This window comes from Chryseobacterium sp. YIM B08800 (genome assembly GCF_026163565.1).
Classification (GTDB): domain Bacteria; phylum Bacteroidota; class Bacteroidia; order Flavobacteriales; family Weeksellaceae; genus Chryseobacterium.
This window is the reverse complement of sequence record NZ_JAPDKN010000051.1, coordinates 27,920-41,470: the sequence shown is the minus strand read 5'-3', so window position 1 is coordinate 41,470 and position 13,551 is coordinate 27,920. Positions and strand designations below refer to the sequence as shown.

Sequence of the window (13,551 nt, the reverse complement as noted above, 5' to 3'; positions counted from 1 at the left end):
ACAGGGGATCACTTCACTGCAAAGAGCAGGAGCAGATAACGAGAACTGGCCAATGGTAAGAAAAGGAGCATGGACTGCTTTGGAATCTAAAACCAAAGGATTTGTACCAAACAGATTAACAATTACGCAGATTAATGCAATTCCTGCGGCTAATCTGAGAGAGGGAATGATGGTGTACAATATCACTTCAGACTGTTTATACGTTAACACCGATGGAACACCAACAGGCTGGAAATGCTTTAATACCCAGACTTGTCCTTAAATAATAGAATAAGTAATTACAATCATTATAATCAATCATATATTTTGAAAAAAATGATCACACAAAACAACATAATCATGGCATCAGCAGTACTCTTTATGGGTACTCTGCTGATCCCCGCTCAGGTAGCAATAGGAAAAGAAGCTACGTTTAATACTTCAGTTTCTTTAGAATTTGGAAATGAAAACCGGGGAATAATTCTACCCTGGGTAACGAGTACAGGAGCTGTTGCTGGAGCAGTAAACGGTACGGTAGTTTACGATCTTTCAGATCATAAAGTGAAGACAAAATATGCATCAGGGTGGAAAGATCTATCTGTAGATAAAACAGGAACCACAGTAGACCCCATTACATTGGTAGATGGAGTATCGATTCAGGATCCGCATACAGAAAATACGAATGCTGAAGTTACCGTAGGAACTACCCAAACTTCAGATACCGGAATTTTGATTTTGGAAGACACAGATAAAGCAATGATCCTTCCTAAGGTGGCAAGTCCGCATCTTAATATCATCAATCCCGCACCGGGAATGATGGTGTATGATACCACAGCAAAACAGCTTGCTGTTTTTAATGGTAAAATGTGGAGCTTCTGGAAAGCTAGTAATTAAATATCTACATCAATCTTTTCATTAAAATTCCAAAATGTTTTTAAACATTTTGGAATTTATTTATTAAATATTTTAGAAATTATTCTTCCTCAAAATAGCAAAAAACATTGATTCAATTTTAAGATAAATAAAACTTCCAAAGTTTTCTGGTTATAGAAAAATTCAAAATGTAAATTCCGCTCTCCTCGTTATTAAAAAAAATAATCAAAAGTATGAGAACAAGTATTGCAATTATAAAAACAACAAAAAAGCAATAAAGCAATTAGGACAAAAAAAAGCAATCTTCTGATTTTCAGAAGATTGCTATAATTAAAAGTAGACCCACAGGGATTCGAACCCCGAATGACGGTACCAAAAACCGGAGTGTTACCGTTACACTATAGGTCTGTTTTATTTTGGTGATGCAAATTTAAAGCTTTTTTCTTTATTTGCAAATCATTTTTTAATTTTTCTTTAAATTTACACTTACAATTTAACCCTCTGAATATGCTGTTCGACTTCAATAATCTCGAAATTAATAATTTACATCCTCAAACTGATTTCGAGAAAAATGTGATTTTTTTTCTCAAAGAATGGTTCTCGGATTCAAAAACGGTAAAAGTGCAGACTTCAGGTTCTACAGGGGTTCCCAAGGTTATTGAGATCGAAAAAGAAAAAATGCTGAATTCGGCAAAAATGACTTGTGATTTTTTAAACTTAAAAAAAGGAAACACAGCTTTAATTTGCTTACCTATAGAATATATTTCAGGAAAAATGATGGTTGTACGCTCAATTTCCAGAAAGTTAAGACTTATCATTTCAGATCCATCTTTAAAGCCGTTAGAAAATTTAAATGAAAGCATTGACTTTTGTGCAATGACGCCATTACAAGTTGAAAATTCATTAGAAAAAATTCATTTCATAAAAAATTTAATTATTGGGGGAGCATCTGTTTCTGAAAGTTTAAAAAAGAAAATCTCTCAAACACTTCTACCCTCCCACTCTCCTACTCAAATTTACGAGACTTATGGAATGTCTGAAACCCTTTCTCATATCGCATTAAAGAAAATATATCCTAGTCAGGATGAATATTTCAGTATTTTTGATGGTATTGAAATTTCAACAGATGAAAGAAATTGTCTGAAAATTTCAGCTCCTCAACTTAATTCCGAGTTATTGCAAACGAATGATTTGGTTGAAATCAAAAACCAAAATCAGTTTAAATTTTTAGGAAGAATTGACAATGTAATCAATTCAGGAGGTGCCAAAATATTTCCTGAACAGCTTGAAGCTTTGGTAAAAAAGGAGATTCCGAATGAGGTAGTATTTTTAGGAATAAAAGATGAAAGTTTAGGGCAAAAATTAATTTTGGTTGTAGAAGGCAAAGAATCTGAATTATTAAACCATCAACTATCAACCATCAACTATCAGCAAAAATTCCATAAGCCGAAAGAAATTATTTTCATTGAAAAAATTCCAAGAACACCGAATGGAAAAGTAAATCGTTTGGAATTAAAAAGTATTTTTGAGGTTTAAGAATTATATTTTAATCCGTTTAAACCACCCCGTCAAAAATTCTTACTAATTTTTGCCCCCCAAGAAGGGGAATTTGAGTCATTAAAAAATATTATTTATGAAAAACTTTACCACAGAACTCACTTACAAAACTTCTCGCAGCAGCGGTGCAGGTGGACAAAACGTGAACAAAGTAGAAACTTCTGTAACGGTAATGTGGAAAGTCTCAGATTCTGATTTTTTTAATGATTTTCAAAAAAAATTAATTAGCGAAAAGCTTAAAAACCGAATTAATCTTGATGGAATTCTTCAACTGACTGTTTCAGAATCGCGAACGCAGTTACAGAATAAAAAAATCGCTACCGAAAAAATTTTGGAAATCGTCAATGATTCTATCATTATTCCTAAAACGAGATATAAAACAAAACCTTCTAAGGCTAAAGTTCAGAAGAGATTAGATACCAAAAAGAAGCTTTCAGACAAAAAAGAAAACAGACGTTTTAAATATTAATTAATTCTTAATTCTCTCATTAAGGAAAAACAGTATTTTTGCTAAAAATTTACTGAATGATTAAAAAAGTATTCGCATTAGGATTATTCTCAATATCTGTAATGTCATTTGCGCAAAAAATTTCTATAGCACCATCTTTTGGTTATGCATGGAGAGTTAATAAAATCGCATCCTCTTTATCTCCTGAAGAACGCAACTACATCAAAGGTCTTAAAAATGGAACCAATTTCGATATTGCCCTTCGATATGAAGTTAAAAATGGAATGCATATTGGGTTCAAATATTCCAATTACAGCGCTTCTCATACGGGAAGATTTAGCGCACGAGACAATATGGGAAATATCGTAAGCGCAGTAGTAAGTACTAAAGATGCAATTAATTTTTATGGTCCATCTTTTACAGTTACCAATTATGACCAGCCCACAAAGCATAAATTCATGATGGATGCAGCATTAGGAGCAATGAGCTATACTACCAAGACAGGAAATGTGAAAGGAAAAGGCAATACTTTGGGAGCTGAAGTCGATTTTGCTTACCAATATCAAATCAATAAACATCTTTTAATTGGTCCTAAAGTTGGGCTTTCCGGAGGAGCACTTAGAAAAATCTCTTATAACGGGCAGGTTGTTGATCTTGGGGAAGACAACAGAGAAGGTTTAAGCAGAGTTTCTTTAGCAGCATCCGCTACATTCCGTTTTTAAGTTTTATCTTTGCAAAAAATAAAAAAATGAGCAAACCGATTACTGAGTTCATAGAAAAATATTATCTGCACTTCAACGCAGCAGCTTTGGTAGACGCATCAAAAGGATATGTTGCCCACCTTAAAGAAGGCGGAAAAATGATGATTACTTTGGCTGGAGCAATGTCTACTGCTGAATTAGGAAAAATTTTGGCTGAAATGATTCGTCAGGATAAAGTTGATTTTATTTCTTGTACAGGGGCAAACCTTGAAGAAGATTTGATGAATCTTGTAGCGCACTCTCATTACGAAAGAGTTCCTCATTACAGAGACCTTACCGCTCAGGATGAGTGGGACTTGTTGGAAAGAGGTTTAAACAGAGTTACAGATACTTGCATCCCTGAAGAAGAAGCTTTCAGAAGATTACAGAAACACATCGTAGAGATCTGGAAAGATGCTGAAGCAAAAGGTGAGAGATATTTCCCGCACGAATTTATGTATAAAATGATCCTTTCTGGAGTTTTGGAGCAGTATTACGAGATTCCAAGAGAAAATTCTTGGATGATTGCTGCAGCTGAGAAAAACTTGCCAATTGTAGTTCCGGGATGGGAAGATTCTACAATGGGTAACATTTTCGCTTCTTACTGTATTAAAGGTGAATTAACGGCTACAACAATGAAATCTGGTATCGAATACATGACGTATTTAGCAGATTGGTATACTAAAAACTCTGCAGGAAAAGGTGTTGGTTTCTTCCAGATTGGTGGAGGTATCGCTGGAGATTTCCCAATTTGTGTTGTACCAATGTTGTATCAGGATATGGAAATGCACGATATTCCGTTCTGGTCTTATTTCTGTCAGATTTCAGATTCAACGACTTCTTACGGTTCTTATTCAGGAGCAGTTCCTAATGAGAAAATTACTTGGGGTAAATTAGACATCACAACACCGAAATATATCGTTGAAAGTGATGCTACAATCTGTGCACCATTGATGTTCTCTTACATTTTGGAAAACTAATTTTACAATTAAAATTAATTATATTTAAAAGGCTTATTTGTTAAGCCTTTTTTAATTTATAACAATTTCATTAACCGCAAAAGAGGCAAAAGAATTCATTGAAAAAATAGAAATTCAAAAGTTGACAAAATATGAATGCATTATTTGTGTGATGTTTTGTAAGCTATTGAAATACTTCTTACATAAAAATCTTTTGATTCTTTTGCGGTTAAAAAAAACTAAAAACTTTTATTGTTTATCCTTTGGAAGCTCTTCAGAAAAATAAATTCGATGCTTTAACTGGAATGCGCGCCATTGCCGCAATCATGGTTTTTGTCTATCACAACCGAAAATATTGGCGTTACGATTTACCTTTTGAAGTGATGCGTTTCATCAGCGAATGGCACATCGGCGTAACCGTATTTTTTGTTTTAAGTGGATTTTTATTGGCTTATCGCTATGAAGAGAAACCTTTAGAATCAAAAAAATCTTATTTAAAATATATCCTTCTCCGGATTGCAAGGATTTTTCCGTTGTACTGGATTTTACTGAGTTGTTATTTTATCGATACTTCATATTCCAAAGATGTTGATATTTATTTTCTGCAATACTCATTGTTTTATTCACTTTTTGAAAGATATTCGATTTCAGGAATTGTACAGGCTTGGTCGTTGACAGTTGAGTTTTTCTTTTACATTTTAGCTCCGCTTTTATTTCTATTATTAAAGAAAAGCTGGAAGTACTGCATTCTCTTTTTAATCGGATTTTTTCTTTTAGGATGGGGAATAGGTTTTGGGCTTAAAGAATTCAACGGAAATCCTAAAGGGTTTTTATATCCGCTACAATTTATGATTGGAAGTACATTCTTTGGCAGAAGTTTAGAATTTTTCTTCGGAATGTTGCTCGCTTATTTAATGAAAAAAGAAAAAGGAATTCAATTTTTAAACAAGATTAAAAAGCCAACACTTTGGGGTGGAATTGGTATTTTAATTTTAACGGTTTCTATTGCATTTTTTGCCAGAAATAATTTTGTACATGGCGTAGAACGTTGGGAAGGAAGACTCATTCATGAATTTTTTCTACCTGTTGCAATTGCTGTTTTCTTTTGGGGATTAATGCGCGAAAAGACCTGGGTTTCAAGAATACTTTCTACTAAATTTTTTATTCTTTTAGGAAACGCTTCTTTTGTTTTTTATTTGATTCACCTCAGCTATTTTAATATGAAGCTGAAATCCTATTTTTATTTACCCGACCGTAACTTTGTAGCGTTGTGGATTTGCTCAATTATTATTTATTTGTTGATTGAAAAGCCTTTGTATGAGGCTTGTAGAAAATTGATCGCTAAAATTAAATAGTTTTTTCTCTCGCTGATTTAGCTGATAATGCAGATTTTTTTTAAACCATTAAGAATTCATTCACTTAAATAAAATCTGTATAAAAATTTAAACACATAAGTCATTTAGTTTTTTTAATACCTTGAAAATATTTTAGAACACATAAGTTTTAAAAATCAAAGATTTTCTTTGCTTGTATGATTCATTTTATCTTTGATAAAATCATTGCGCCTTACAGTTTTAGGCTGAAAATAAATCTTGCGTCTTCGCAATAACCAAAATTTAAAACTGCCCCCTAATTCAGTCCAAAGAATTTATCAAAACAAAATATCTGTAAGCCAAAATTCCTTTCTGAAGTTTGGTCAGTTTCAATGGATCCTTATCACTCAATTTCGGTAAAATTTTCTTGTTGATTTTATTTAAAAATCTAAATACTGACTTTTTCATAGTTTAAGATTTAGTGATTTCCGAGATTAAATCAAAAATTGTGCGATTTAGAATTAAGGTAGAAGCTAGATGTTAGAAACTGGAAGTTTTTATCAGTCAACAAAAAGCAAAAAATTGCCTTCAAAAGAATGAAGACAATTTTTCTGCAATTTCTTGTAAAAATTACTTATTGCATATTACTCATTACCCATAATTATGGGTTTCCGTACATATTAGATTCCCCACCGTCGATGGCAATTACCTGTCCGGAAACGTATCCGTTTTCATCACTTAAAAGATAGGCAACCAAATTACCAACATCTTTCGGATCACCCAATTTTCTTGTGGGATTTCTAGAAGCATATTCTTTCTCTGCAGCTTTTGGATCAGAAGGATTTACCTGATTAAAAGCTTCGGCAACCATCGGTGTTAAAATAGCACCCGGAGCAATTGCATTCGTAAGAATATTATCTTTGCCATATTCTAAGGCTGCATTCTTCGTCATTCCGGCTACAGCGTGCTTTGTAGCAACATACGCAGTTTGGTTTAGCACTCCTCTGATTCCGCCAACTGAAGCGACGTTTACGATTCTTCCGCCTCCGTTTTTCTGCATTTCAGGAATTACATATTTCATTCCGTAATACACTCCCAAAAGATTGATATCAATTACTTTTTTGAAAACATTAATATCATAATCGATCAATGGAGCTTGCTTTCCTTCAATTCCGGCGTTGTTGTACAAACCATCAATTTTCCCGAATGCTTTTACGGTTTCGTCTACATAATTTTTCACATTTTCTTCAACAGAAACATCAGCAGTGATTGTAATAAACTTACTCTCAGTATATTTTGAGGATAATTCTGCTTTTGCTTTTTCCAAAGCCTCTGCATTATAATCTACTAAAGTAAGATCTGCACCTTTTGAAGCTAAAGCTTCTGCTGCAGCCAATCCTAATCCCATTGCAGCACCTGTTACGATTACTGCTTTTCCTTTAAAGTTTGACATAATATTTATAATTTGTTTCATTGCTTCAATTTACAACAATCATACCTTTCAGTCTCTTGATGTATGATAACATTTCATTAATTCAAAAAAAATTCACAAAATAAATACCCGTTTAATTTTAAAAAATATAACCAAATTTCTTATTTTTGATTGTAAATATTCAGGAAATGAATGAAGTTTTCAAGCAACAAGTCTGGGAAATTACCAAATTAGTTCCCAAAGGAAGGGTGACAAGTTATGGCGCAATAGCTAAAGCTGTAGGCTTTCCGAATCATTCACGTCATGTTGGGAAAGCAATGGGCGGTTGCCCTAAAGACGTTCCTGCTCATCGTGTAATTTCAAGCTCAGGAACATTATCTGTTCCGGAATTTCAGGAAAGATTGGAAGCTGAAGGAATTGAAGTGGAAAACTTCAGAATAAAAAATTTAAAAAAACTATTTTGGAATCCTATGGATGAATTATAAAATTTATCGCTTCAAAGAAAATGTAATATTCATTTATTTTTAAAACAACAGTTCAGCAATAAAAAGTAACAGTTCGGTGATTTAATATTGCATAAACCTCCTATCCTCTTTATATTTGCTTCATAATTAAAACAATTCTATGAAAGCAAAAACTACCCTCACATTTTTATTCATTATCCTTACTCAATTTTTCTATGCTCAAATTGATGACCAATTTTATCAGCCAAGCAAGACATTCAAACCTATCGATCTAAAGTTCGAAGACATTACCATTCCTGTTGAAAAAGACACAATCACTGCAATTTTATTTAAACCTAAAACTTCAAAACCCAAAGCTACAATCTTGTTTTTTCACGGTGCAGGCGGAAATGTTTCTACTTATTTTTTCATGGTAAAACCTTTGATTGAAAACGGATTTCAGGTTGCAATGGTCGATTTCAGAGGTTATGGAAAGTCAACAGGAACTCCTACTCACATTAATGTTGCAGCAGACGGACAAAAGTTTTTTGATTTGATGACGGAAAGAAAAGATGTAAAGAACACTAAAATCATTATTTATGGAGCTTCTCTGGGATCTCAGGTTTCTACACATTTAGCGAGAGCCAACAAAGATAAAATCTCAGGATTGGTAATTGATGGCGGAATGTCTTCATTCGCAGATATTGCTGCGGTTTTTGCTCCACAATTTAAAGATGCGCTTGCCAAAATGTTATCTTCTGTCTATGCTGCGAAAGAAGATATAAAATATACAGAAGGACTTCCAAAGCTTTTTATCTATAGCAAAAATGATAAGACCGTTCCTTTTTCTCAGGGAGAAGAAATTTATAAAAATGCTTCTGAACCGAAACAGTTTTTTGAATTTACAGCCGATCACTTGAGTGCCGTAACCGAAAAGCCTGCAGAAGTTGTAAAAGCAGTTGAAGCTTTAATTAAGTAAAACTTTAGATAGTTAATGTGTTTTCGGCGGCGGTTTTGCCGCCGCCGAAAACACAAAAAAATCGGGCACAGCTTTGCTGTGCCCGATTTACAATATAAATTAGTTAAAATTACTTCTCCAATTGCTTGTAACTTCTCTGAATAAAGTCTGTTAACTCCTTTCCTTTCAACAGATTTTGAGAAAGTTTAGCTAAGTCTAAAGCGTGTTTAATTTGAGAGCTTTTCTCCTCAGCGTTTTCATTAGCAAGAATTTTAGTTGCAAATTCGCTGTTAGAATTTACCACCAAATTATACATTTCCGGGAAACCACCCATTCCAAACATTCCACCACCTCCGGTTGCCTGCATATCTTTCATTCTACGCATAAATTCTAGCTGGGTAATGGTAAAAGGCGCATCAGTACTATCTAAATCTTCAAGCTGAACAGTGAATTTTTTATCATTAATAAACTCTTCCACATTTTTCTTTAATGATTCTTTCTCAGTTTCATTTAATTTAGAAATTGCCGGTTCGTCTTTTTTAATCAAATTATTGATGTGATCTGCATCAACTCTTGCAAAAGAGATTTTCTCTTTTGAAGTTTCCAGTTTTTGAATTAAATGCGGAACGATCGGCGAATCTAAAAGAATAACTTCATACCCTTTATCATTAGCAGACTGGATGTAAGAATGCTGTTCGTCTGCATTGGTAGCATAAAGAATAACTAAATTCCCGTCTTTATCGGTTTGACTAGGTTTGATTTTTTCTTCCAATTCATTCCAAAGGAAATATTTTCCGTCAGTTGTTGGATAAAGTGCAAATTTGTCAGATTTTTCAAAGAATTTATCTTCGGAGATCATTCCGTATTCAATAACGATTTTAATGTCGTTCCATTTTTTGTCGTAATCTTCACGGTTTTCATTGATTAATGAAACCATTTTATCAGCCACTTTTTTCGTGATGTAAGAAGAAATTTTCTTCACTGCTCCATCAGCTTGCAAATAAGAACGAGAAACGTTCAACGGAATATCCGGAGAATCAATAACCCCTCTCAACAACATCAAAAAGTCAGGTACAATTCCTTTCACCTCATCGGTTACGAAAACCTGATTTTGGTACAATTGAATTTTATCTTTTTCGATATTTAAATTATTCGCCAATTTCGGGAAATATAAAACTCCCGTCAGGTTGAACGGATAATCAACATTCAAATGAATATTAAATAGTGGCTCTTCAAACTGCATCGGGTACAACTCGTGGTAGAACGCTTTGTAATCTTCATCCTTTAATTCGCTTGGAGATTTCGTCCAAGCCGGAGTTGGATTATTAACAATATTATCAACCTCAACTGTTTCAGCAACTGCGTCTTCTGCAGCATCTTCTGGTAAAGGAAGCGTTTCAGTTCTTGTTCCGAACTTAATTGGAACCGGCATGAATTTATTGTATTTCGTCAACAATTCACGGATTTTTCCTTCTTCCAAGAATTCTAAAGAGTCTTCGGCGATGTGAAGAATAATTTCAGTTCCTCTGTCGGTTTTTTCAGTCGTTTCTTCTAAAGTAAATTCAGGACTTCCGTCGCAGATCCAGTGAACGGCTGGTTCGTCTTTGTAAGATTTCGTAATAATTTCCACTTTTTCTGCAACCATAAATGCAGAATAGAAACCAAGTCCGAAATGTCCTATAATTCCTGAATCTTTCGCAGAATCTTTATATTTTTCTAAAAATTCTTCAGCTCCGGAAAATGCAACCTGGTTGATGTATTTTTCTACCTCTTCTGCAGTCATTCCCAAACCTTGATCGATGATGTGAAGTTTCTTGTTTTCCTTATCGATTTTCACCTCGATTTTCGGATTTCCGTAATCTACTTTTGCTTCACCAATGTTGGTTAAATGTTTTAATTTTAAAGTAGCGTCTGTAGCGTTTGAAATTAATTCTCTTAAAAATATTTCATGGTCGCTGTAAAGAAATTTTTTAATCAACGGAAAAATATTTTCCACCGAAACATTGATATTTCCTTTTGTCATTGTATTTAATTTTTAAATTTGAATATCAATTCTCAAAAAAAATACCATTGAACGGAAAGTGACAGATTGGCATTTTTATTTAAAATAGTAATTCGTTTATAAAAAACCTAACAGGTTTTAAAACCTGTTAGGTTCAAACAAAAAAGACAGCCATTCAGCTGTCTTTCATATTTTACTTAGAACAAAAAATTACTTTTTGTTAGCAATTTCTTCTTTTACTTTATTTTCTAGTTCTTCTGCTAATTCAGGATTGTCTTTCAACAAATCTCTTACTCCATCACGACCCTGACCAAGCTTAGTTTCACCGTAACTAAACCAAGAACCGCTTTTCTTCACAATTCCCATATCAACAGCAGTATCCAAGATTTCTCCGGTTTTAGAAACTCCTTCACCGTACATAATGTCAAATTCAGCCATTTTGAAAGGTGGAGCTACTTTGTTTTTTACAATCTTCACTTTTACACGGCTACCAACAGCTTCGTCACCATTCTTAATTGGCGCACTTGCTTTTCTGATATCTACTCTTACAGAAGCGTAGAATTTCAAAGCATTTCCTCCAGTCGTCGTTTCCGGATTTCCGAACATTACACCGATTTTTTCTCTCAATTGGTTGATGAAAATCACTGTACATTTTGTTCTTGAAATTGTTGCCGTTAATTTTCTCAAAGCCTGAGACATCAATCTTGCGTGAAGACCCATTTTAGAATCTCCCATTTCACCTTCAATCTCTGCTTTTGGAGTTAATGCTGCTACAGAGTCGATTACCACAATATCGATTGCCCCTGAACGAATTAAGTTGTCAGCAATTTCCAAAGCTTGTTCACCGTTGTCTGGCTGAGAAATAATCAGGTTTTCTAAATCGATTCCTAATTTTGCAGCATACCCTCTGTCGAAAGCGTGCTCAGCATCAATAAAAGCTGCTATTCCGCCCGCTTTCTGAGCTTCAGCGATCGCATGAAGCGTTAACGTTGTTTTACCTGAAGATTCCGGTCCGTAGATCTCAATGATTCTTCCTCTTGGATAGCCACCAACTCCTAAAGCGATGTCTAATCCTAAAGAACCTGAAGGAATTACCTCGATAGTTGTATCTACTGCATCATCCCCTAAAGTCATTACAGTTCCCTTACCGTAGGTTTTATCTAATTTGTCAAGCACTAAAGCAAGCGCTTTTTTCTTATCGTCTATATTGCTCATTTCGGTTAATTATAATTTCTCAAAAGTACAGAAATTTAATCTCAAAAACCAATATTTTGATCATCGTGATTTGTAAAATTTGTTAAAGTTTTCATTAATGGTTTTGTTATTTTTAAAGAGTAGATCAAATTTTCAACAATGTCAACTTTTGAGAAACAGACAGATGTTTTAGCCCCGATTGCAGCTTTGTTTGAGCTCATTTCCGGGGATTTTGGCGGCGGCTTTGCCGCCGCCAAAATCCCCGGAAATAGCGAGTGCGGAAAGCGGGAAATAGCTACTGAATATTGGTAGTTGGTGACTAGTGACTAGTGGTAACTTGTAATTTTTAATGGAAATTGGAGTTTTGGGTAATTCTCAGGTAATCTTCCAAAACTTTCATCTGATCTTTATTTCCTTTTTTTATTCTGGCTTCACGGCTTACCGTAGAATCGTATATTTTATTGATGATTTTTTTTGTGATTGGGAAACCTTTTTTGAAAGGAACATCAGGAATTTGAAGCCTTTTGCAAACCTCATCATCCAGCAAAAACCAGGTGCAACAAATATGTAAATAGCGCAGATTTTTTCTTTGAAATTCATATTTCAAAATCGGATTTTCTAAAGATTCGTTTAATAAAGAATGCGCTAGCAAAATCGAATCTTTGTCTGAAGAGGGCTGAACGGAAGTCCATAAATAAAAATATTCTGTTGCCTGTTTTTTATCATTGGGAAGAAGATTCTCGGGAATTCCGAGTAGATATCCTACGTATTTCCAAAGGTGAAAAAGCCCTTTCTCTTCCTCTTCTGAAAAAGTATTACCAAATTTATGAAGGCTGTGCATGAAAACGAGACTAAAACCAATGTAGGTCGCCATCATATCCCAAGAATTGATGGGTTCTCCCCAGTTTTTAGTGTCCCAACTTTTATAATGTTTTTTGATTGAAAGTCTTGCGTAAGAATGAATGAGTCGGGTTTTTATCGCAAATTCATATCCTTTTTGATGAATTTTAAGCGCGTCGTATCTTGTTACATTCACCCAAAAATCCAGTGTTTCCGAAAGTCTTTTTACCGCTCCTTTTTTTAAAGCTTCGGTGGCAACCAACGGTTTGTTGAGATAAGCATAATCATAACCGCCAATTAAACAATAATCTCTGAGCGAAATTAAAGAATCGAGATTGCTTCGCATACAAAGCTCTGCTCCTGCTTTTATTAAATTATAATCTAACCAATATGGAAGTTTCTGCGTTTGAGCAAAAAGCTTTTTTACACTTTCCGGAACTTCTTCATTTTCTGCAACTCCATTTCTGATATGCTGCTCAATCTCTCGCGATGCTTCACTATATTTTTTAGTAAAATAAACCTCTTTTACAACTTCATCTCCTATTTCATCCACATGATAAAAGAAAGGAGCAAATTTGTCAAAATCTTTGAAGCTCACTTCCGCACCTGAAAAATCAATCAGTTGTTTTCCGTTTCCTTTCGTCCAAAAATCTTTGAAGTGAGGAGAATCTTTAAATCTTGGCTGTAAATTGTAGTCATCCATCAATGATAAAGGTACAAGTTTTACGCCGAAAACAGGTTGTGAGATTTGTCAGTTTAGATTTCCAAAATTCTAGTCTAAATAAAAAATCCGCTCTCATCAAATGAAAGCGG

Annotated in this window: 14 protein-coding genes, 1 tRNA gene and 1 pseudogene; 10 read left to right on the top strand and 6 right to left on the bottom strand. The window is 34.2% G+C overall.

Features of this window, described 5'->3' with window-relative positions:
- Together OEW74_RS16870 and OEW74_RS16865 are read left to right on the top strand one after the other, a co-directional pair.
- Positions 1 to 262, top strand: a pseudogene (locus OEW74_RS16870) (hypothetical protein); the annotation flags it as partial.
- A gap of 77 nt (positions 263 to 339) precedes the next feature.
- Positions 340 to 873, top strand: coding sequence for a hypothetical protein (locus OEW74_RS16865; protein WP_265429585.1), 534 nt, complete (start codon positions 340 to 342; stop codon positions 871 to 873).
- Between the two features lie 316 nt (positions 874 to 1,189).
- On the opposite strand, the gene OEW74_RS16860 is transcribed toward OEW74_RS16865, so the two are convergent.
- A tRNA-Gln gene (locus OEW74_RS16860) sits at positions 1,190 to 1,260 on the bottom strand.
- A 99-nt stretch (positions 1,261 to 1,359) separates the two neighbouring features.
- On the opposite strand from OEW74_RS16860, the gene OEW74_RS16855 reads away from it, so the two are divergent.
- From OEW74_RS16855 to OEW74_RS16835, 5 genes are all read left to right on the top strand, one after another.
- Positions 1,360 to 2,388, top strand: a complete 1,029-nt coding sequence (locus tag OEW74_RS16855) for an AMP-binding protein (protein WP_265429584.1) — start codon at positions 1,360 to 1,362, stop codon at positions 2,386 to 2,388.
- Between the two features lie 97 nt (positions 2,389 to 2,485).
- Positions 2,486 to 2,878, top strand: coding sequence for an alternative ribosome rescue aminoacyl-tRNA hydrolase ArfB (arfB, locus tag OEW74_RS16850; RefSeq protein WP_265429583.1), 393 nt, complete (start codon positions 2,486 to 2,488; stop codon positions 2,876 to 2,878).
- Between the two features lie 56 nt (positions 2,879 to 2,934).
- Positions 2,935 to 3,579: a hypothetical protein gene (locus tag OEW74_RS16845; RefSeq protein WP_265429582.1), complete on the top strand. Its 645-nt coding sequence runs from the start codon at positions 2,935 to 2,937 to the stop codon at positions 3,577 to 3,579.
- 26 nt (positions 3,580 to 3,605) lie between these two features.
- Positions 3,606 to 4,577, top strand: a complete 972-nt coding sequence (locus tag OEW74_RS16840) for a deoxyhypusine synthase family protein (protein WP_066680555.1) — start codon at positions 3,606 to 3,608, stop codon at positions 4,575 to 4,577.
- Positions 4,578 to 4,819: 242 nt separating this feature from the next.
- On the top strand, positions 4,820 to 5,911 hold the full coding sequence (locus OEW74_RS16835; RefSeq protein ID WP_265429581.1) for an acyltransferase family protein: 1,092 nt from the start codon (positions 4,820 to 4,822) through the stop codon (positions 5,909 to 5,911).
- Positions 5,912 to 6,190: 279 nt separating this feature from the next.
- On the opposite strand, the gene OEW74_RS16830 is transcribed toward OEW74_RS16835, so the two are convergent.
- Positions 6,191 to 6,337, bottom strand: a complete 147-nt coding sequence (locus OEW74_RS16830) for a hypothetical protein (RefSeq protein WP_265429580.1) — start codon at positions 6,335 to 6,337, stop codon at positions 6,191 to 6,193.
- Between the two features lie 193 nt (positions 6,338 to 6,530).
- Positions 6,531 to 7,343, bottom strand: a complete 813-nt coding sequence (locus OEW74_RS16825; RefSeq protein ID WP_265429579.1) for a glucose 1-dehydrogenase — start codon at positions 7,341 to 7,343, stop codon at positions 6,531 to 6,533.
- 146 nt (positions 7,344 to 7,489) lie between these two features.
- Here OEW74_RS16825 and OEW74_RS16820 point away from each other — a divergent pair, with 146 nt between their 5' ends.
- Positions 7,490 to 7,786: an MGMT family protein gene (locus tag OEW74_RS16820; protein ID WP_265429586.1), complete on the top strand. Its 297-nt coding sequence runs from the start codon at positions 7,490 to 7,492 to the stop codon at positions 7,784 to 7,786.
- Positions 7,787 to 7,925: 139 nt separating this feature from the next.
- On the top strand, positions 7,926 to 8,723 hold the full coding sequence (locus OEW74_RS16815; RefSeq protein WP_265429578.1) for an alpha/beta hydrolase: 798 nt from the start codon (positions 7,926 to 7,928) through the stop codon (positions 8,721 to 8,723).
- 109 nt (positions 8,724 to 8,832) lie between these two features.
- On the opposite strand, the gene htpG is transcribed toward OEW74_RS16815, so the two are convergent.
- Both htpG and recA read right to left on the bottom strand, forming a co-directional pair.
- Positions 8,833 to 10,725: a molecular chaperone HtpG gene (gene htpG, locus OEW74_RS16810; RefSeq protein WP_265429577.1), complete on the bottom strand. Its 1,893-nt coding sequence runs from the start codon at positions 10,723 to 10,725 to the stop codon at positions 8,833 to 8,835.
- A 189-nt stretch (positions 10,726 to 10,914) separates the two neighbouring features.
- Positions 10,915 to 11,919: a recombinase RecA gene (gene recA, locus OEW74_RS16805; RefSeq protein ID WP_265429576.1), complete on the bottom strand. Its 1,005-nt coding sequence runs from the start codon at positions 11,917 to 11,919 to the stop codon at positions 10,915 to 10,917.
- A 138-nt stretch (positions 11,920 to 12,057) separates the two neighbouring features.
- Here recA and OEW74_RS16800 point away from each other — a divergent pair, with 138 nt between their 5' ends.
- Positions 12,058 to 12,210, top strand: a complete 153-nt coding sequence (locus tag OEW74_RS16800; RefSeq protein ID WP_265429575.1) for a hypothetical protein — start codon at positions 12,058 to 12,060, stop codon at positions 12,208 to 12,210.
- 34 nt (positions 12,211 to 12,244) lie between these two features.
- Here the strand turns inward: OEW74_RS16800 and OEW74_RS16795 are convergent, their stop codons facing one another.
- Complete coding sequence (locus OEW74_RS16795) at positions 12,245 to 13,441, bottom strand: oxygenase MpaB family protein (RefSeq protein WP_265429574.1); 1,197 nt, start codon at positions 13,439 to 13,441, stop codon at positions 12,245 to 12,247.
- Positions 13,442 to 13,551: the final 110 nt, after the last annotated feature.